At 72.2% G+C, this 19198-nt stretch carries 20 protein-coding genes; 6 read left to right on the top strand and 14 right to left on the bottom strand.

Going from position 1 to position 19198, the window contains the following annotated elements; translation table 11 throughout:
• Nucleotides 1-26: 26 nt before the first annotated feature.
• The 4 genes from pheA to ACIPJY_RS14180 all read right to left on the bottom strand — a co-directional run bounded on the left by pheA (nt 27) and on the right by ACIPJY_RS14180 (nt 3351).
• Complete coding sequence (pheA, locus tag ACIPJY_RS14165; protein WP_400461218.1) at nt 27-977, bottom strand: prephenate dehydratase; 951 nt, start codon at nt 975-977, stop codon at nt 27-29.
• A 110-nt stretch (nt 978-1087) separates the two neighbouring features.
• Complete coding sequence (locus tag ACIPJY_RS14170) at nt 1088-1633, bottom strand: MarR family winged helix-turn-helix transcriptional regulator (RefSeq protein WP_400461215.1); 546 nt, start codon at nt 1631-1633, stop codon at nt 1088-1090.
• A 9-nt stretch (nt 1634-1642) separates the two neighbouring features.
• The gene (locus ACIPJY_RS14175) at nt 1643-2095 is read right to left on the bottom strand and encodes a hypothetical protein (protein WP_400461212.1); all 453 of its coding nucleotides are present in this window, start codon (nt 2093-2095) and stop codon (nt 1643-1645) included.
• On the bottom strand, nt 2092-3351 hold the full coding sequence (locus ACIPJY_RS14180; RefSeq protein ID WP_400461209.1) for a molybdopterin-dependent oxidoreductase: 1260 nt from the start codon (nt 3349-3351) through the stop codon (nt 2092-2094). The genes ACIPJY_RS14175 and ACIPJY_RS14180 overlap by 4 nt, the downstream gene beginning before the upstream one ends.
• A gap of 57 nt (nt 3352-3408) precedes the next feature.
• On the opposite strand from ACIPJY_RS14180, the gene ACIPJY_RS14185 reads away from it, so the two are divergent.
• Genes ACIPJY_RS14185 through ACIPJY_RS14195 form a run of 3 tightly spaced genes read left to right on the top strand, consistent with a single transcriptional unit; the run spans nt 3409 to nt 6148 of the window.
• Nucleotides 3409-4830 (top strand): glycosyltransferase 87 family protein, encoded by a 1422-nt coding sequence (locus ACIPJY_RS14185; protein WP_400461207.1) that lies wholly within the window; start codon nt 3409-3411, stop codon nt 4828-4830.
• Nucleotides 4827-5906, top strand: a complete 1080-nt coding sequence (moaA, locus tag ACIPJY_RS14190) for a GTP 3',8-cyclase MoaA (protein WP_400461204.1) — start codon at nt 4827-4829, stop codon at nt 5904-5906. Before ACIPJY_RS14185 ends, moaA begins: the two co-directional genes overlap by 4 nt.
• Before the next feature lie 2 nt (nt 5907-5908).
• Nucleotides 5909-6148, top strand: coding sequence for a MoaD/ThiS family protein (locus tag ACIPJY_RS14195; protein ID WP_400461201.1), 240 nt, complete (start codon nt 5909-5911; stop codon nt 6146-6148).
• A gap of 113 nt (nt 6149-6261) precedes the next feature.
• Here the strand turns inward: ACIPJY_RS14195 and ACIPJY_RS14200 are convergent, their stop codons facing one another.
• From ACIPJY_RS14200 to ACIPJY_RS14225, 6 genes are all read right to left on the bottom strand, one after another.
• The gene (locus ACIPJY_RS14200; RefSeq protein ID WP_400461198.1) at nt 6262-7359 is read right to left on the bottom strand and encodes a calcium:proton antiporter; all 1098 of its coding nucleotides are present in this window, start codon (nt 7357-7359) and stop codon (nt 6262-6264) included.
• Between the two features lie 12 nt (nt 7360-7371).
• Nucleotides 7372-8397 (bottom strand): sulfate/molybdate ABC transporter ATP-binding protein, encoded by a 1026-nt coding sequence (locus tag ACIPJY_RS14205; RefSeq protein ID WP_400461195.1) that lies wholly within the window; start codon nt 8395-8397, stop codon nt 7372-7374.
• Nucleotides 8394-9179: an ABC transporter permease gene (locus tag ACIPJY_RS14210; RefSeq protein WP_400461192.1), complete on the bottom strand. Its 786-nt coding sequence runs from the start codon at nt 9177-9179 to the stop codon at nt 8394-8396. The genes ACIPJY_RS14205 and ACIPJY_RS14210 overlap by 4 nt, the downstream gene beginning before the upstream one ends.
• A gap of 19 nt (nt 9180-9198) precedes the next feature.
• Nucleotides 9199-9987: a molybdate ABC transporter substrate-binding protein gene (modA, locus tag ACIPJY_RS14215; protein ID WP_400461189.1), complete on the bottom strand. Its 789-nt coding sequence runs from the start codon at nt 9985-9987 to the stop codon at nt 9199-9201.
• Between the two features lie 63 nt (nt 9988-10050).
• Nucleotides 10051-11229, bottom strand: coding sequence for a ThiF family adenylyltransferase (locus ACIPJY_RS14220; protein ID WP_400461186.1), 1179 nt, complete (start codon nt 11227-11229; stop codon nt 10051-10053).
• Entirely contained in the window at nt 11216-11623 is a 408-nt protein-coding gene (locus ACIPJY_RS14225; RefSeq protein ID WP_400461183.1) for a molybdopterin-binding protein, read from the bottom strand. Before ACIPJY_RS14225 ends, ACIPJY_RS14220 begins: the two co-directional genes overlap by 14 nt.
• Nucleotides 11624-11754: 131 nt before the next feature.
• Between ACIPJY_RS14225 and ACIPJY_RS14230 the strand changes: the two genes are divergently transcribed.
• Together ACIPJY_RS14230 and ACIPJY_RS14235 are read left to right on the top strand one after the other, a co-directional pair.
• Complete coding sequence (locus tag ACIPJY_RS14230; RefSeq protein ID WP_400461180.1) at nt 11755-13413, top strand: hypothetical protein; 1659 nt, start codon at nt 11755-11757, stop codon at nt 13411-13413.
• Between the two features lie 36 nt (nt 13414-13449).
• A complete protein-coding gene (locus tag ACIPJY_RS14235) occupies nt 13450-13965 on the top strand; it encodes a GNAT family N-acetyltransferase (protein WP_400461178.1) in 516 nt (171 codons plus the stop codon).
• Between the two features lie 22 nt (nt 13966-13987).
• Here ACIPJY_RS14235 and ACIPJY_RS14240 read toward each other — a convergent pair whose 3' ends face one another.
• The 4 genes from ACIPJY_RS14240 to ACIPJY_RS14255 all read right to left on the bottom strand — a co-directional run bounded on the left by ACIPJY_RS14240 (nt 13988) and on the right by ACIPJY_RS14255 (nt 18363).
• Complete coding sequence (locus ACIPJY_RS14240) at nt 13988-14920, bottom strand: 4-(cytidine 5'-diphospho)-2-C-methyl-D-erythritol kinase (RefSeq protein WP_400461175.1); 933 nt, start codon at nt 14918-14920, stop codon at nt 13988-13990.
• A 9-nt stretch (nt 14921-14929) separates the two neighbouring features.
• Nucleotides 14930-16231 carry an O-acetylhomoserine aminocarboxypropyltransferase/cysteine synthase family protein gene (locus tag ACIPJY_RS14245; RefSeq protein ID WP_400461172.1) on the bottom strand — a complete coding sequence of 434 codons (1302 nt, stop codon included), beginning with the start codon at nt 16229-16231 and terminating at the stop codon, nt 14930-14932.
• Nucleotides 16228-17277: an LLM class flavin-dependent oxidoreductase gene (locus ACIPJY_RS14250; RefSeq protein WP_400461169.1), complete on the bottom strand. Its 1050-nt coding sequence runs from the start codon at nt 17275-17277 to the stop codon at nt 16228-16230. Before ACIPJY_RS14250 ends, ACIPJY_RS14245 begins: the two co-directional genes overlap by 4 nt.
• Nucleotides 17278-17367: 90 nt before the next feature.
• The gene (locus ACIPJY_RS14255) at nt 17368-18363 is read right to left on the bottom strand and encodes a RimK family alpha-L-glutamate ligase (protein ID WP_400461166.1); all 996 of its coding nucleotides are present in this window, start codon (nt 18361-18363) and stop codon (nt 17368-17370) included.
• A gap of 95 nt (nt 18364-18458) precedes the next feature.
• On the opposite strand from ACIPJY_RS14255, the gene ACIPJY_RS14260 reads away from it, so the two are divergent.
• On the top strand, nt 18459-19172 hold the full coding sequence (locus tag ACIPJY_RS14260; protein ID WP_400461163.1) for a DUF3800 domain-containing protein: 714 nt from the start codon (nt 18459-18461) through the stop codon (nt 19170-19172).
• Nucleotides 19173-19198: the final 26 nt, after the last annotated feature.

A 19198-nucleotide genomic window follows, 5' to 3' on the forward strand; every position in this document is an offset into this window, starting at 1 on the left:
CGCGGCGCGGCGCGCGCCCGCGCGCGCTACGCGCGCTCGCCGGACACGATGGCGCGGAGCCAGTCGCGGGCCTCGACGAAGGCCTCGTCCGAGTAGCGCAGGGGCACGTCGGACTCCTGCCGATCGGCCCGCGGGTACGACCCGAGGAACGTCACACGCGGGCTGAACCGCCGCAGGCCGAGGAGCGCGTCGGCCACCCGCTCGTCGAGCACGTGCCCGTCCAGGTCGATGACGAACCGGTAGCGGCCGAGCTCGTCGCCGATCGGCCGCGAGGACAGCAACCCCATGTTGATCCCCCGCGTCGCGAACTGCTCGAGCATGTCGACGAGGGCACCCGGGTGGTCGGCGGGGAGCTCCACGATGACGCTCGTCTTGTCCGAGCCGGTCCGCTCCGGGATCGCCAGGGTCCTCGAGACGAGCACGAACCGGGTGACGGCGCTGGCGTTGTCCCCGATCGAGTCCGCGAGGACCACGAGGTCGTGGTGGTCGGTGATCCCGGGGGGTGCCACGGCGGCGTCCGCGGTCGGGTTCGCGTCGAGCAGGGCGGTCGCGGCGGCGACGTTCGACGACGCGGGGATGTGCCCGTGGCCGGGGACGTTCGCCTCGAGCCAGTGGTGGGTCTGGGCGTACGCGACGGGGTGCGCGTTCACCGTGCGGACGTCGGCGAGCACCGTACCGTGCCGGGCGACGAGCACGAAGTCGACGGGGACCAGGTACTCCCCCACGATCCGCACGCCGGGGATCCGGGCGAGGGCGTCCTGGGTGGCGCTGACGCCGCCGTCGACGCTGTTCTCGATCGCGATGACCGCGCCGACCGAGCGGCCGGAGACCACGTCGTCGAGCGCTTCCCCGACGTTGTTGACGCTCCGCCAGGGCTTGCCGGCGGCGGCCTCGACCAGCTTGAGCGCCGCCTCGGTGAAGGTGCCGGCGGGTCCGAGGTAGCTGTACGTGTCGGACGCTGCGTCGGGCTGGCTCATGCCGCCGAGCCTATTGCACGGGGCGCGCCGCTCGACGGCGCAGGACTGGGGCGGCGGGCCGCACCACGGGGCGGACGGGAGGGCCGGGCGGGCCGGCACCGGGCCTCCCGTCAGTCGGCCGCGGTCCCCGTCAGGCGGGCCTCGCAGATGGCCGCGTCGTCGTCGTCCCTCGGGTAGGTGAGCGCAGCGAACCGCTTCTCCGGGTCGAGGGTCGACAGGAGCGACTTCGCGATCCCGTCGAGCTGCGCGACCTGCTCGTCGGACAGTGCGTCGATGACGTACTTCCGCGCGGTCCGGACGTGGTCGGGCGCCGCCTCGACGATGGTGGCGTACCCCGCGTCGGTGAGCCGGACGTCGGTCGCACGCCGGTCGTCGGCGGACGGACAGCGGGACACGAGTCCGCGCTTCTCGAGCCGGGACACCACGTGCGACAACCGCGGCAGCGACGCGTTCGTGGCCGCGGCGAGCGCCGACATCCGGAGCGTCCTGGTGTCGGTCTCGGAGAGCATCGCGATGACCATGTAGTCGAAGTGCGTCAGGTCGGCGTCGCGCTGGAGCTGCTGGTCGAGGGCCGCCGGCAGGAGTTCCATGACGGCGACGAGCTTCATCCAGGCGCGCAGCTGTTCGCGCGTCAGCCAGGGGGTCTCGTCGGTCATGCCCCCATCCTACGAAATGGTTGTCGATTCAACCAGTGCCGGTCGACGCCGGGCGGTGCGCCACCCGACGACGAGTGCGGCGATGACCACGAGGAGCAGGACGCCCTCGACCACGAGCAACCTGGCGCCGTAGTCGAACGGCACCACGGTCGGGTTCTTCGCACCGTGGTGCTTCGCGCCGATCTCCGGGATGACGACGAGCGCCAGGACGCTCCCGAGCACGATCGCGCCCTGCACGACGACGAGCACCCATGCGTGCAGGGCCCGTCCGGCGCGGCGCAGCCCGAGGCCGACGAGCACGACGAACGGCGACAGGATCGCGTCGTGCAGGATCACCGCGCCGAGCAGCCACGTCGCCAGGCCGCCGATCCGGTTCGGCTTGACGGTGGTCACCATCACGTACGCGCCGAACGCGAGCACCAGCACGCCGAGGACGACCAGGACGATCCGGGCGGCCCTCACGAGAGCACCTCGATCCGCTCGATCCACTTGGTCTGCAGCACCCCGGGTCGTCCGGGTGCGATGATCCGGGCGGGGAACCCGTGGTCGAGGTCGAGGGTGGCGCCGTTCAGCTCGAGGGCGACGAGCGTCGTCGGGTCCGACGCGTACTCCGGCCCCATGTCCATGATCCGGTAGCCGCCGTGCCGTTCGAGGCTCGTCACGCGCACGTGCGACGCCGGGTCGGCCTGCACGGCCGCGAGCAGGTCGCGCATCCGGACGCCCTTCCACCTGGCCATCTGGCTCCACCCCTCGACGCAGGAGATCGGCAGTGCCGACTCGGTCGTGCCGAGTGCGACGAGCTCGGCCCGCGAGAACGTCCTGGTGACGGCGGGTCCCACGACGGTGAGGCTCCAGTCCGCCGCGGTCGCGGTCGCCAGCACCCCGGCCGCGCGGGCGGTGCGGTTCACGGGGAGACCGTTCGGGCCGAGGCCGCGCTTGCGGGGCGCGAAGACGTTGAAGGGTTCGGCCAGCTTCGAGGACTGGCCGGCCGTGAGCACGACGACCCCGGCCGTCGCCGCGGCGACGCCGGTGAAGAAGCCGCGACGGGCGATCCGCTCGCGTCGTCCGGCGCTCACGGTGGGCTGCGGCCTGGAGGCTCGGCGCGGCTCCGCCCCGTCGGCCCAGCGCATCACACGGCCGGTGATGCCCCGTGGGTACGTGCCGGTGCCGTGGTACTCCGGCAGTTCGCTGCCGACGGTGTCGTCGTGGACGAACCGGCCGTCCGGGTCGTAGGAGTGCCGCGCCCGCCAGTACCGCACGATGATCGGCAGCTTCGTCCCGATGTGGATCGCCAGGGAGCCGATGAGGACGAACGACAGGGCGAAGTGCACCTGGCGGAACGGGAACGGCCACGGGTACCACTGGTAGGTGTTCACGAGGCCGGTGCCGACCTGGACGATCGCGGCGGAGACGAACACCGCGATGGAGAGCCGTTCGAGCAGGTGCAGCGCCCCGCGGACCGGCGGGTCCTGGGCGAGCGCGGGCATCACCGTGTTGAGCTTCGCCAGGAGCAGCGGGATGATCGCGATCCCGGCGGTGATGTGCAGGCCCTGGGTGAACTGGTAGAGCCGGACCGGTCGGGTCGCGAAGTGCATCCACGGCAGCGGGTCCTGCAGCAGGTGGCTGTAGAGCCCGGTGCCGAAGCAGATCAGGAACGCGATGCCGAGCAGGCGTCCGAGGACGACGGCCGAGCGGGCGTTGCGGTTCGGGGAGGCCATCGCCGCCCTCGCGTCGTGCAACGCGGTCCGGACGATCGTCGGTAGCCTCGACGGACCATGCGACTGCGACTCGGCCACCCGTTCACGACCGTGCTCGCCGTCGTCGGCGTGCTGGCCCTCGCGGGCGTCATCGCCGTCGGCGTCACGCATCTGGGGTTCCTCCGGTCGGGTCATCGTCAACCATTCGTTGCGTGGACCCTGATCGCTTGGGCGGTCTTCGTCATCGCTGTCGTCGCGCTCCGGTTCGTGCCCACGCGTCTGGTGACCATCATCGTCCTCGGCGGGGCCGTCGTGGTGGGACTCGCCGCACTGGCCGGGCCGCCGAACACGAGCACCGACTCGGCCCGGTACGCCTGGGACGGCATCGTGCAGCACGCGGGGATCTCGCCGTACGCGCACACCCCGCAGTCCGAAGCGCTCGCAGCGCTGCGTCCGGAGTGGCTGTTCCCGGACAAGATCGACGGCACGTGCGACCCGCTGCAGCCGCGCTACCGGGGCCTCGGCGACGGGGCGCTCGGGCACTGCACCGCGATCAACCGTCCGGACGTGCCGACGATCTACCCACCGATGGCCGAGCTCTGGTTCGCCCTCGTCCGGGCCTTCGTTCCGGTCACGGTGCAGTACTGGCCGTTCCAGGTCGCCGGCCTGCTCGTGTCGCTCGGCGTCACCGTCGGTCTGCTCGCCGTGCTCCGCCGCACCGGCCGCCCGGCGTGGTGGGCCGCGATCTGGGCGTGGTCGCCGCTCGTGGCATCCGAGGCCGTGACCAACTCGCACGTGGACGTCATCGGCGCGGCGCTCGCGACCGGCGGTGCCGTGCTCGTCGCGTTCGGTCGGCCGATCTGGGGCGGGATCATGCTCGGTGCCGCGACCTGCGCGAAGCTCATCCCGGCCATCGTGTACCCGGCGCTCCTCGGGCGGTGGCGGAACTGGTGGGCGATCCCGGTCGGCATCGCGGTGTTCGGGCTGCTCTACGTCCCCTACGTCGCGGTCACCGGGACGAAGGTCCTCGGGTACCTGCCGGGCTACCTCACCGAAGAGGGCTACGAGGACGGCTCCCGGTTCGCCCTGGTCTCGCTCGTGGTCAAGGGGGACGCGGGCACGGTCGTGGTGGGGCTGCTCGTCCTGGTCGCCGCGGTGCTCGCATGGCGGCTGTCCGACCCGTCGCGGCCGTGGTCCGGCGAGGTGCTGATGATCGGCGTGACGTTCCTCGCGGTGACGCCCCGCTACCCCTGGTACGCGCTGCTCCTGATCCCGTTCGTGGTGCTCTCCGGCCGCTGGGAGTGGATGTCCGTCGCGCTCGCCATCGCCCTGCGCGGGGTGTGGCCGTCGGTCGACGCCTACCGGTGGTGGCTCGGCGCCGCCGTCGTGGTGATCGTCGTCGTCACGCTGATCCGCACGGACCGCTCCGACTGGGTCCGGTGGCGCGACCGGCTCCTCCCCGGGCGGGACCGGCGGCTGCACGTATCATCGCTGCCATGACGGCCGTCGCACTCCCATCGACCGGGCTGCTGCGACACGTGCGCTCGTCGACCGCGGTCCCGCCCCGGCCGGACGGCGACGACGCGCTGGTCGACCGCTTCGGTCGTCGCGCGATCGACCTCCGGGTCTCCCTCACGGAGCGCTGCAACCTCCGCTGCACGTACTGCATGCCGGCGGAGGGACTGCCGGTGATCCCGAGCGACGCCCTGATGACGGCGGCCGAGATCGAGCGACTCGTCCGGCTCGGCGCCGAGCACCTGGGGATCCGCAAGGTCCGGTTCACGGGCGGTGAGCCGCTCCTGCGCGGGGACCTCGTCGACGTGATCGCCCGCTGCGCCGCGCTCCCCGTCGAGGTGTCGCTGACGACGAACGCGATCGGCCTGGCCGGGCGTGCACAGGCCCTGCGTGACGCCGGGTTGACCCGGGTGAACGTGTCGCTCGACACCGTCGACCCCGACGTCTTCGCCACGGTGACCCGGCGCCCGTTCCTCGACCGGGTGCTCGACGGCATCGCCGCAGCGGACGCGGCCGGCCTCGGGGTGAAGGTCAACGCGGTGCTCCTCCGCGGCGTGAACGACCACCTGGCGTCGGAACTCCTCGCCTGGTGCCTGGAGCGCGGGCACGAGCTGCGCTTCATCGAGCAGATGCCGCTCGACCCCGGGCACGCCTGGGACGGCCCGACGATGGTCACCGCTGCCGAGACCCGCGAGATCCTCGGCGCGGAGTACGTCCTGACCCCGGACGACGCCCCGCGCGACGGCGCCCCGGCCGAACGCTTCCGGGTGGCCTCCCGCGCCACCGGTGCGCACCTCGGCACGGTCGGCATCATCGCCAGCGTCACGGAGTCGTTCTGCGCGGACTGCACCCGCACCCGGCTCACGGCCGAGGGGCACGTCCGCAGCTGCCTGTTCTCCGACGAGGAATCGGACCTGCTCGGCCCGATGCGGTCGGGTGCCACCGACGCCGAGGTCCTCGACGGCTGGCGTCGGGCGATGTGGGCGAAGCCGCGCGACCACGGGGACGACGCCGACGGCATGGTGCACCCGGCGCGCGGCATGAGTGCGATCGGCGGGTGACGATGACCACGATCCGGTTCTTCGCGGCGGCCCGTGCGGCCGTCGGGGTCGACGAGACGACCTCCGACGCCGGGACACTCGACGATGCCCTGCGCAGCGTGCACGCCGTCGACGCCGAGCGGTGGGAGGCGCTGCAGGAACGGTGCTCGTACCTGGTGGACGGCATCAGCACCCGCGACCGGTCGACCCCGCTCGCCGGTGTCGCCCTGGTGGACGTGATGCCCCCGTTCGCCGGGGGCTGACCCGCGTGCGTTCCTTCCCATCGCATCCGCACTGGGAAGAGAGATCGCGCGTGGGCAGTCGGGAGGAACGACCCCCTACGCGCGATTCGACTTCCTTCGGGGGTGCCCCGGGGCTAGGGACTGACCGAGAGGACGATGAAAGCGGCGAAGATCACCAGGTGCACGCCGCCCTGCAGGCGCGTCGCACGCCCCGGCAGCACCGTGAGGACGGCCGCGACGATCGTCAGCGCCAGCAGGACGATCTGCGCCGAGCCGAGCCCGAGCAGCAGCACCCCGTCGGTGAAGAACGACGCGATCGCGATGGCCGGGATGGTCAGGCCGATGGACGCCATCGCCGACCCCATCGCCAGGTTCAGGCTGGTCTGGATCCGGTTCCGCGCCGCGGCCTTCGACGCCGCGATGCCCTCGGGCAGCAGGATCAGCAGCGCGATCACCACGCCGACGAACGACGGCGGGAAGCCCACGGCTGCGACGCCGGCCTCGATCGCGGGCGACTCCACCTTCGCCAGGCCCACCACGGTGACGAGCGCCAGCAGCAGCAGCCCGAGCGACACGAGCGTGGCACGACCCCGGGGGCGCTCGGCGTGGGCGTCCTCGGACTCCGCGAGCACCCCGCCGGCGCGGTTCACGGGCAGGAAGAAGTCCCGGTGCGCCACGGTCTGCGTGACGACGAACAGTCCGTAGAGCGCGAGGGACGCCAGCGCCACGAAGACGAGTTGCACCGCGGTGAACGAGGAGTCGTCGGTGCCGGTCGTGAACGTCGGCAGCACGAGCGTCAGGACGGCGAGCGCCGCGACGGTCATCGTGGCGGCGGAGGCGCCCTCTTGGTTGAAGCGGACGGTGTGGTGCCGGATCGTGCCGATCAGGATCGCGAGCCCGACGAGCCCGTTCATCGTGATCATCACCGCGGAGAACACGGTGTCCCGAGCGAGCGTCTCGGCCTTCGCGCCCCCGGAGCTCGACAGCGCGATGATGAGCGCGACCTCGATGATGGTGACCGCCACCGCGAGCACGAGCGACCCGAACGGTTCGCCGACGCGGTGCGCGACGACCTCGGCGTGGTGCACCGCCGCGAGCACCGTCCCCGCGAGGACCACCGCGACGAGCGCGACCGGGAAGGTCCCGAGGTCGTGGCGGCCGAAGGTGAACACGAGCACGATCGCGGCGATCACGGGCACGGCGGTGGGCCAGGCCCGGAAGATCCTCGTCACCGGGTAATCCTGTCACCGTCCGGGCGCGTAGACGTCCACTTCGCCGGGCGGGAGCGTGATCCGGACCTCGTCCCCCGTCGCGAGTCCGAGGCGACCCGCGGTCGCGACGGTGACGTCGGCGACGAGTTCGCCGGCCCGGACGCGGACGAGTCCGTCGCGTGGCTCGATGCTGCGCACGCGGCGCACGGGTCCGTCACCGTCCCGTGTCAGGACGGCGGCCGTCGGGTGGTAGGCCGCCAGCGCTGGTCCGACGGGAGGCCGGGCGTGCGTCACGGACGTCAGCTCGCCGCCGCCGTCGAGCGCGATGCCACCACCGGTGGCCGTCCCCGGGACGAGCACGAGTCCGGAGAACGCGGCGCCGAAGGCGCTGGTCGGGCGGCCGAGGACCTCCGCGGTGGTGCCGGACTCCACGACCCGCCCGCGGTCGACCACGACCACGCGGGACGCGAGTGCGACGACCTCGATCGGGTCGTGCGTGACGAGGACGCTCGGTCGGCCGGTGATCGCGGTGCCGAGGGCCGCCCGGACGCTCTCCCGGGCCTCGACGTCGAGTGCCGAGGTCGGTTCGTCGAGGAGCAGCACCGCGGGTTCCGCGGCGAGGGCCCTGGCGATCGCGACCCGCTGCGCCTGCCCGCCCGACAGGGTGGCCGGGGCGCGGTCTGCCAGGCCGACCGCGTCGACGACGGCCAGCGCGTCCTGGATGGCGAGTCGGGCCTCCCGTCCGGACCGTCCGGATGCGCGCGGACCGTAGCCGACGTTGCGGGCGACCGACAGGTTCGGGAAGAGGTCGGGGCGCTGCGCGACCAGGCCGACCCGGCGGCGGTGCGGTGGGACCGGTCGTCGCGCACCGTCGACGGTGCGGCCGTCGATCTCGATGCTGCCGGCGTCGAGGGCGACGAGACCGGCGATCGCCTCCACGACGGTGGACTTGCCCGCGCCGTTCGGGCCGATGAGCGCGACGCACTCGTCGGGGCCGACCTCGATCGTGACGTCGACGTCCCGGTCGCGCAGGACGACGTGCGCACGCAGCCCGCTCACGTGGCGACCGTCCGGGCTCCGGCGCGGACGGACGTCAGCCCGATCACGACGACGGCGACCACGACGAGGACCAGCGCCAGCGCGACCGCGGTGTCCGGGTCCACCTCGCGCTGCAGGTAGATCTCCAGCGGGAGCGTGCGGGTGACGCCCTGCAGGCTGCCCGCGAAGGTGAGCGTCGCACCGAACTCACCGAGTGCCCGCGCGAAGCAGAGCACGAGGCCGGAGGCGATCCCGGGCAGTGCACGCGGGATGGTCACGGTGACCAGGACGCGCGTCGGACTCGCGCCGAGGGTCGACGCGATGCGCTCGAGGCGGTCGCCGCCGATGCGGAGCGAGCCCTCGATCGCGCTGACCAGGAAGGGCATCGCGACGAAGGTCTGCGCCATCACCACCGCGACGGTGGTGAACGCGATCCGGACGCCGTGGTCCGCGAGGAACCCGCCGACCGGACCGATCCTGCCGAAGGCCGCCAGGAGTGCGAGGCCGCCGACGACCGGTGGCAGCACGAGCGGCAGCAGCACCACGGCCCGGGCGAGCCCGACCCAGCGGGATCGGACACGGGAGAACACGACGGCCAGGGGCAGCCCCAGGACGAAGGCGATGCCCGTCGCGGCGGCCGCGGTGCCGAGGCTCAGGCCGAGCGCCGTGAGCGATGCCGGGGAGGTGACCAGGGCGACGAAGGACGACCAGTCGACGCGGCCGACCATCGCGAGCACCGGGACGACGACGAAGAGGCCGCCGAGGACCGCGGGGATCGGCAGCCACCACGGGGCCCTGGTCACGGCGCGCTCACGGGGCCGCTCACGGCTTGCCGAAGCCAGCCGCCTGCAGGACCTTCTCGCCGTCCGCGGATCGGACGTAGGCGCTGAAGGACTTCGCCAGCGCAGCGTTCGCCGACCCCTTGACGACGCCGATCGGGTAGGTGTTCACGGCCTCGTCGGCGGCGTCGAAGTCGACGCCCTGCACCTTGTCGCCGGCACCCTTGACGTCGGTGACGTAGACGAGCCCGGCGTCCGCCTGACCCGACTCGACCTTGCCGAGGACGTCGGTGACCGACTGCTCCTCGCTGACGGGGTGCAGGGTGATGCCCGTCGCGGTCTCGACCTTCTGCGTGGCCGCGCCGCACGGGACCGGGGCGGCGCACGTGACGACCTGCAGCCCGGAGGCGTTCAGGTCCGCGAAGTCGTCGATCCCCTTCGGGTTGCCCGGCGCCACGGCGATCTGGAGCACGTTGGTCGCGAACGCGGGCGTGCTGCCGGCGATCAGGTCGGCCTTCGTGAGCTTCTGCATGTTCGGCTCGTCGGCGCTGGCGAAGACGTCGGCCGGTGCGCCGTTCTGGATCTGGGTGACGAGGTCGCTCGAGCCGGCGAAGGAGAACGTGACCGACGCGCCGGGGTTGGCCTGCTCGTAGTCCTTGCCGAGCTCGGTGAAGGTCTTCTGGAGCGAGGCCGCGGCGAACACGATGATCTTGCCCGTGGGGCCGCTCGCGCTGCTCGTGCTGCCGCTGCCCGTGTCGCCGGTGCTGCACCCGGCCAGGAGCGCGACGGCTGCGATGCCGACGACGACGGTGGCGATGGACCTTGCGCGCATGTGGATCTCCCCGATCGAGCCGCATCTACGGCACCTTCACCCCCAGCCTATCCGCAGGTGCGGCTACGCCGTTGGCAAGCCTTCGCGACGCCAGGCCTCCATGCCGCCGTCGAGGACCGTCGTCGGGCGGGAGGTGGTGGCCGCCCAGGCGACGGCTCGTGGGCCGCGGGCACAGACCACGACCAGGGCGGCGCCGTCGTCGGTGGTCGTCAGTTCGTCGGGGGTGACCGCGCCGGGGATGACGCCCGTCGCCAGCTCGGCCGGGGTGCGGACGTCCACGATCGTGACCCGGTCGGACGCGTCGGCGATCCGGGCCGCGAGCGCCGCGGGTGCGATGCGGTCGGGTTCGTGCGCGTCGGCGGGTGCAGCTGCCGGTCGCGCCGAGTCCGGTCCGCGGCGCAGGGTGCTCTCCGTCCAGCGCCACCGGCGGGCATCGACGCTGAGGACCCGTCCGACGAGGGGCTCCCCGAGCCCGGCGACGAGCGCGGTCACCTGGGCGGCCATCACCGAGCCGACGGCGCCGCACAGGGCGGGCAGGACGCCGTCGAGCGCGCACGAGCCCTCGTCCGGCTGGACCTCCGGGTGCAGGTCGTGGAAGTCCACCGCGGCCCGACCCGTGCTGCCGGCGTCGTCGAACACCGACACTTGTCCGTCGTAGCCGAGGACGCTCCCCCAGACGAACGGCACCCGTTCGGTGGCGCAGGCGTCCGAGACCGCCCGGGTGACCAGCACCGAGTCGGCGGCGTCCACCACGACGTCGTGTCCGGCGACGAGGCCCGCGTGGAAGGGTGCGACGACGACCTCGACGCGGCACTCGGGATCGACGGCCCGGGCACGCTCGGCTGCGACCTGCGCCTTCGGGCGGCCGACGTCGGCGGCGGCGAAGAGGGTCTGGCGTGCCAGGTTCGACGGGTCGACGGTGTCCGGGTCGACGATGGTCAGGCGGGCGATGCCGCTGCCGGCCAGGTACGCGATCACCGGGGCGCCGAGGCCACCGGCACCGACGACGAGCACGCGCGCGGCGGCGAGGTGTTCGAGGGTCGCCTCGCCGATGCCGTCCAGGGCGGCGGTGCGGGAGCCCAGGCGGCGGCGCGCGCTGCTCAGGGTTCCCGTCGCCGTGGGGCCCGTCGCTGCTGGGCCCGTCGCCGCTGGGCCCGTCGCCGCTGGGCCCGTCGCCGCTGGGCCCGTCGCCGCTGGGCCCGTCGCCGCTGGGCCCGTCGCGGTGGGCTCAGTCGTCGGCATCCGGCGTCTCCACCGTGACCATCGTCGCCTTCACCGACGCCACCGCGACGGAACCGACCTCGAGCCCGAGGTCACGGACCGCCTCCGCACTCATCAGCGACACCACCCGGTGCGGACCGCACTGCAGCTCGACCTGCGCCATCACGGTGTCGACGACCACGTCCGTGACGATGCCGACGAACCGGTTCCGCGCCGAGCTCCGCACCCCGGCCGCCGGGTCGGGCAGCGCGGCCCCGTGGTCCTTCGCGTGGAGGGCGAGTTCCCGCCCGTCGACCACGGCGCGGCCGGCCTCGTCGGTGAGGCGTGAGAACGTCCCGCCGTCGACCAGCCGCCGGACCGTGTCGTCGCTCACCCCGAGGTACCGCGCAGCGTCCCTGATCCGCAACCGACTCATGCCCCGGATGGTAGCCGCTCCCGGACGACCCGTCGGATCCTGAGAGCACTCCGAATCACGACGTGACGTTCACAGCCGCACCGGGATCGGCCCCGGGTCCTCGCCCAGGGGGCCTCGATACCGTCGAGCGCGTGAGTTCCCCCCGGACCGGTGCCGTCCGCATCCCCGCCCCGGTGTCCGCACCCTCGGTGCGGACACGGTTGCGCGGTGCCCTCGGCACGCTCGGGGTCGCGGTCGTCCGCACCCCCGAGCTGACGGTCGGGTCGATCGCGGTCATCGTCACCGCGGCGTTCTCGTGGGTGCCGTCGCTCTGGTACGACGAAGCGGCGACGGTCACCAGCGCACAGCGGACCTGGGCGCAGCTGTGGGCGGAACTGCACTCGGTGGACGCCGTGCACGGGTTCTACTACGCGCTGATGCACGTCTGGTTCTGGCTCGTCGGGTACACCCCCTTCACGCTCCGGTTCCCGAGCGCGCTGGCGATCGGCGTCGCAGCCGGCCTCGTCGTCGCGCTCGGCCGCCGACTCGGTGGGAAGCGGCTCGGCATCACCGCCGGGCTGGTGTTCATGGCGCTGCCCCGCGTGCAGTGGGCCGGCGGCGAGGGCCGTCCCTACGCCACCATCACGACGCTGTCGGTGTGCCTGACGCTCGTCGCCCTGACCGCGGTCCGCCGGACCCGTTCCGGCATGCGTCCGACCCGGTGGTGGATCACCTACGGCGTCCTCGCGCTGATCGCCGTCACCTTCAACGTGTACCTCGCCCTCGCCGTCGTCGCGCACGCCGTGGTGCTGCTCTGGATCACGCTCGCTCGCCGGTTCGAGGTCCGCCGGGCCACCATGACCCGGCGCTCGGACAAGCTCCCCGCACCGCTGGTCTCCCGGCGGACGTGGGTGCTGTGGGCGATCGCGGCCGCCTCCGCCGCCGTCGTGGCCTCCCCGTTCGTGCTCGCCGTGTCGTCGCAGTCGAAGCAGGTGTCCTGGATCGCCGGCATCACCGGGCGGACCGACGCACAGGTCTTCGCCACCGCCTGGTTCGGTGGCGTCGACTGGTACGCCGCCGGGGCGTGGACGCTCATGGGCATCGGCGTCGTCACCTCGGTGGTCCAGGCGCACCGCCGGTCGCCGAGCGTACGCGCGCTGTTCCGGATGCAGGCGGTCCGGGTGGCCCTGCCGCTCGCCGTCGTCCCGACCGCCGTGCTCGTCGGGGTCACCGCGCTCGGCGAGCACCTCTACTCGCCGAAGTACGCCAGCCTGAGCCTGCCGTTCGTCGCGATCCTGATCGCCCTCGCGATCACGCTCGTGCGGCCCCGCGCGGTGCTGGCCGGCGCCGTCGTGCTCGCCCTGGTGCTGTCCGTCCCCACCGCGATCGACGTGAAGACCCCCCGCTCGAAGCAGGACTCGACGTGGGCGAACGCCGCGTCGATCATCAACGCGACGCGCGACGCCCGCCCGGACGCCGACGAGGGCGTCGTGTTCGGCAGCGTCTACGGGCACCCGGGCACCACGGCGGAGGTCATCCGGGTGGCCTACCCGTGGGCGTTCACCGGGATGACCGACCTCGGCGTCAGCGAGAACGGCGCGGAGTCCGGCGTGCTGTGGAACCGACGAGGCGACCTCGCGACGACGATCCCCGCGCGGCTGGACGACATCGACACCGTCTGGTTCGTGGGCGGCACGTCGCGGAACATCGAACCCGAGGCCGCCGCGGTGCTCAGGGCGCACGGCTTCGTCGCCGAGCAGCACTGGAAGACCGGCACCGTGATCATGACGGAGTACGTCCGAGCGCACTGACGGCGCGGGCCGCCCGGCGTGTGCCATGCTGCCGGGATGGAGCACGACGTCCGCCCGATCGAACCCGCCGACGCCCCGGCGCTCGCGTCCCTCCTCGCACGGAACCGCGCGTGGCTCGCCCCGTGGGACCCCTACCGACCGAATTCGTTCTTCACCGAGGACGGCCAGCGCGCCGAGGTCCTGGCGTCGATCCGCCGCCGTGAGCAGGGCACGATGATGCCGCTCGTGATCACCACCGACGGCGCCGTGGTCGGTCGGATGAACCTCAACTCGATCGTGATGGGCGCGTTCTGCTCCGCGACCCTGGGCTACTGGGTGTCGGAGGACGCCGGGAGCAAGGGGGCAGCGACCGCCGCCGTCGGCCTGGCGACCCGGATGGCGTTCGACCGGCTCGGACTGCACCGGGTCGAGGCGGGGACGCTCCCGCACAACGAGCGGTCCCAGCGGGTGCTCGCGAAGAACGGGTTCGAGCGCTACGGGTACGCCCCGCGGTACCTGCGGATCGCCGGCGAGTGGCAGGACCACGTGCTGTTCCAGCGCACCGCCGACTGAGCACGTCCCAACGATTCCGGGGTCAGTGCACGACGCGCGCGCCGTGCACCGGGCCGGTCGCCCGGACGGCGACGAGTCCGGCGGCGCTCAGCGCGACCTGCACCTCGAGCGCGGAGTCGGTGTCCGCCACCAGGAACGCCACCGTCGGCCCGCTGCCGGAGACCAGCCCGGCGAGCGCACCGGAGCGCTCCCCGAGCTCGAGCGTCTTCGCCAGCGAGGGCTGCAGCCGCATGGCCGGTGCCTGCAGGTCGTTGTGCAGGCAGTCCGCCAGCAGGTCCGGGTCGCCGGCACGCAGGGCCTGGAGCACGTTCGCCTCGACCACGGGGGTCGAGGGCGCCGGCGCGATGTCCGCCCGGTAGCGCTCCCGGTGTGCGTCGAGTGCGCGGTACACGGCCGGGGTGGAGAGCCCGTCGTCGCTCAGGCCGAGCACCCAGTGGAACTCGCCCTTCGCGAGCGCCGGGCTGAGCTCGTCGCCGCGTCCGGTGCCGACCGCGGTCCCGCCCGCGAAGGCGAACGGCACGTCGGCACCGAGTTCGGCGGCGATGCGGAGCAGTTCCTCGCGGCCGAGGCCGGTGCCCCACAGCGTGTCGACGGCGAGGAGCGTGCCCGCGGCGTCCGCGGATCCCCCGCCCATGCCGCCGGCGACGGGCACCTGCTTGTCGATGGTCAGGCGGACACCACCGGTGTACCCGGCGGACTCGGCGACGAGCCGGGCCGCGCGGATCGCGAGGTTGGAGCCGTCGACCGGTACCGAGGACGTGTCGATCGGCCCGGTGAACGTCACCGAGAAGTCGTCGGCGGGTTCGGCGGTGACGTCCTCGAACAGGGAGACCGCCTGGTACGCCGTCGCGACGTCGTGGTACCCGTCGTCCTGCAGCGCACCGACCGACAGGAAGACGTTGATCTTGCCGGGAGCGCGCGTCCGCACGCGCGTGGGTGCGGCCAGCGAGGTCATGCGACCAACCTATCCCGCGCGCGCTGCGGTGAAACCGCGCTCCAGGTCCGCCAGGATGTCGTCCTGGTGCTCGAGACCGATCGACAGGCGGATGAGTCCGTCGCCGACGCCAGCTGCCGCACGCTCCGAGGTCGTCATCTGGACGTGGGTGGTCGACGCCGGGTGCACGACGAGCGAGCGGACGTCGCCGATGTTCGAGACGTGGTCGAACAGCTCGAGCGCCTCGACGAACCGGCGGCCGGCCGGGACACCGCCGGCCAGGTCGAACGCCAGCACGGCGGACGGTCCCCGCGGGACGTACCGCTGCTGCAGGTGGTGCCACGGGGAGTCCGGCAGTCCGGCGTAGTGCACGTGCTCGACCTGGTCGTGGGCGTCGAGCCACGACGCGACCGCCGCCGCGTTCGACACGTGCCGGTCCATCCGCAGGGACAGGGTCTGGATGCCCTGCAACACCAGGAACGCCGTGAACGGTGCGATCGCCGGACCGAGGTCCGCGGAGAGCTTCGACCGGGTGCGCTGGATGAACGCGCGCGGCCCGAACTTCTCCGCGAAGTTCGTGTTCGCGAACCCCGAGTGCTCCGTCGACGTGAGCTGCGGGTACTTCTCCGGGTACGCCGCCCAGTCGAACGTGCCGCCGTCGACGATCAGCCCCGCGATCGCGCTGCCGTGGCCGGCGAGGTACTTCGTCGCCGAGTGCACCACGATGTCCGCGCCGTGCTCGATCGGACGGACGAGGTACGGCGTCGCGATCGTGTTGTCGACGATGAGCGGCACCCCGGCCTCGTGCGCCACGCCCGCGACCCCGGCGAAGTCCAGGACGTCGCCGCGCGGGTTCGGGATCGACTCCCCGAAGAACGCCCGGGTCTCCGGACGGACGGCCGCGGCCCACTCGCCGAGGTCGGTCGGGTCCTGCACGAAGGTGAACGCGATGCCGAGGTCCTTCAGCGTCGATGCGAAGAGCGTGTACGTCGCCCCGTAGAGCGATGCACTCGACACGATGTGGTCCCCGGCGCGGGCGAGGCCGAGCACTGCGAGCGAGGTCGCTGCCTGGCCCGACGCGAGTGCGAGCGCGGCGACACCGCCCTCGAGATCCGCGATCCGCCGCTCCAGCGCTGCTGCCGACGGGTTGTTCACGCGGGAGTAGGTGTGCCCCGGCGCGTTGAGCATGAACCGGTCGGCGGCGTCCTCGCCCGAGGGGTAGACGAAGGCGGCACTCTGCGCGATCGGCGGCACGTTCGCGCCGAACCCCGGGTCGGCCGTGAACCCGGCGCGGATCTGCCGGGTCTCGAACTTCCAGTCGTGTTCGCTCACGAGGTGGCTCCCGCGGGGACGACCGACGGGCGCACGAGCGGGATGACCTGCTCGCCGAAGCGCTCCATCTCCTCGAGCTGCGGGGAGAACTGCAGCAGCAGCGTGTCCACGCCGGCGTCCTCGTACTCCCGGATCCGCGCGGCGACCTGCTCGGGCGTCCCGACGAACTGCGGCCGCAGCCCCCGGTTCGACACCGAGTAGTCCTCGAGCGAGGGCACGTGCTCGAGCTGCGACTTCGAGATGAAGTCCTGGTACGACTCGTACGCGTTGCCGTGCCGGACGTCGGTGATCCGCGCGAGCTCGGCCTGCGCTGCTTCCTCGGTCTCGCGGACGATCGCGTACGCGGCCATCCCGAACGCCTCGAACGGCGGCAGACCGGCCTCGTCGCGACGGCGTCGCATGTCGGCGATCTTCCCCCGGAGCTCCTCGACCGTGCCGCCGTGGGTCACGTAGGCGTCGGCGTAGTGGGTGATGCTCGCCTTGCCGGCCTCGCTCTCACCGCCCGCGTAGATGCGCGGCGTGACGCGCGGCTTCGGCTCGAGGTGGGCGTTCTGGATGTCGTAGTACTCGCCCGAGAACGAGTACGGGGTCTCCCGCCAGAGGCCCTTCATGATCTCCACGAACTCGGCGGTGCGCTTGTAGCGGTCGTCGTGCTCGGAGAAGATCCCGCCGTACTGCCGTGCCTCTTCCGCCCACCACGCGCTCACCACGTTGAAGGTGAAGCGGCCACCGGAGATGTCGTCGATCGTCGCCGCCTGCTTGGCCGTCACGGCCGGCAGGTGGTAGCCGGGGCGCATCGCCGCCATGATCTCGAGGCGGTCGGTCGTCGCCGCGATGGCCGCGGCGAGCGCCCAGGCCTCCAGCGACGGCGCCGCGACCCCCTTGATGTCGTTGAGGTTCAGCTCCGGCACGAGCGTCAGGTCGAAACCGATGCGCTCGGCGCGCTGCGCCAGCCGTTTGACGTAGTCGAAGGTGACAGGCATGTGCTCGTTGTCGACGTTGCGCAGCCAGCCGCCGAAGAGCGGGGTCCAGTATCCGAATCGCACGGGGTGAGTTCCTTGGGGAGGTGGGGAGGGACGGACTGGAGGCTCGTGGCGGGCCCGCCACGGGCCTCCAGTCCGGTGGTTCTTGCGTTCTCAGGCCGTGACGAGCGGCGCGTACTCGGCCGCGAGCAGACCGCCGAGGAACCGCGCGATGGAGCGCGGGCCGGAGGCCGGCGCGGTCTCCTCCACGGCGGGGTTGTAGTTGGTGTTCGTGTTGATGTCGTAGACGACGGTGCGGCCGTCGGTGGTCTCCATGAACTCGACGCCCGCGATCTGGATGCGCTGGTCGGCCAAGAAGGTGCGGAGCCGCTGGACCAGGGGGTGGGCGGCCGTGACCTCCGTGCGGACGGAGAACGCGCTCTGCTGACCGGTACCGGGGACCTCGCAGACCGCACCCGCGATGACCTGGGTCTGCGGGACCTCGCAGGCGTCGGCCGGGCAGAGCTCGAAGCTGCCCGCGCTGGTGTCGACGCGGACGGCGTAGACGAACTCGCCGCCGACGAACTCGAGCCGGGTGATGAAGGGCTCGCGGGCCGTCAGGAACTCCTGTAGCAGGGTGATGCCGTCGACCGGCTCCTCGAACTCCGGCGAGTCGACGTAGGCGTCGAACTCGGCCAACGAGTCGAAGCGACGGACGCCGAGACCCTTGCCGCCCTGGTTGTGCTTGGTGATGAAGGGGACGTCCTGGCCGTCCGTGAACGTCTTCGCCGCCTGCTTCAGCGTCGTCGTGCCGAACACCGCCGTGGTGCGGGGCACGTCGAAGCCCGCCTGCCGGAGCAGGCCGTGCTGGGCGACCTTCGAGACCTCGAGCTCGAGGACGTGGCTGCCGCCGACCACCTGGCGACCGGCCCGCTCGAGCCAGCCGAGGACCGCGCGGGTGTACTCCTTGCTGTGCTCGTGTCCGCGGGTGTGACTCGACGCCGACATCCGGCTCCAGTAGACGCCGGGTTCGGGCTCTGCGGCGAGGTCGATCTGGCCCTCGGTCAGCAGGATCTCCTGGACCGGGACGCCCTCGGCCTCGAAGGCAGCGGCGAGCGGCGGGAACCACTCGGGGTTCTCGTGGATGACGTACACGCGCGGAGTGCTCACACGCCCACACTAGGCACGGCTTCGGAGGGGTTGCCAGGTGTGTGACGCGGTGTTGCTGACCACACTGATCGGTATTTCAGCGGTAACGTTCTGGCGTGCGGCTCATCTTCATCGACGAATCAGCCCGTGACGACGCCTACTACTTCTTCGGCGCGCTCATCGCGGACGCGGACGCAGTCCGTTCGATCGAACGCGGACTGGACGGCATCGCGGAGCTCGTCGCCCACGAAGTGAGCGGCTTCGACCCCGCAACGGAGTTCCACGCGGTGGAGATGTTCCACGGCACAGGACCCTGGCGGTCGGTTCCCATCGGGTGGCGCGTGAAGGTGTGCCGGCTCGTCGCCAAGGTCCTCGCGCGTTCGTCGGCCTCGTTCGTCTTGCGCGGCATCGACCTCGGAGCGCACCGCGCGCGGTACCGGGACCGTGCGTTCCCTCCGCACGAGATTACACTCGCACAGCTCCTGCAGTCGGTCGACGACCGGCTCGGGTGGATCGATCGACCGGACCACCTCGGTCTCGTGCTCGCCGACGAGCACCACGGTGCGGCTGGTGCTCGCCGGAGTCTGCGCAGTTTCAAGGTCGCCGAGGTCGCTGGCTACACGAGTCGGCCACTCACGCACATCGCCGACACGATCTACTTCGGTCCGTCGCACGAGAGCCGGATGCTGCAGGCGGCCGACGTCGCGACGTACTTCCTGAACCGATCCCACACCGTCGCAGAGACCGATCCGCGGTCAGCGAAGGCGATGGAGGACATCGTTCGCCGAATCCGTTCCATCACGTGCAAGGAGTACATCTGGCGGCCGTGAACGATGCTGAGCCTGCTGACGACACA

Origin of the sequence: Curtobacterium sp. NPDC090223, assembly GCF_044746585.1 — a bacterium.
Lineage (GTDB): Bacteria > Actinomycetota > Actinomycetes > Actinomycetales > Microbacteriaceae > Curtobacterium.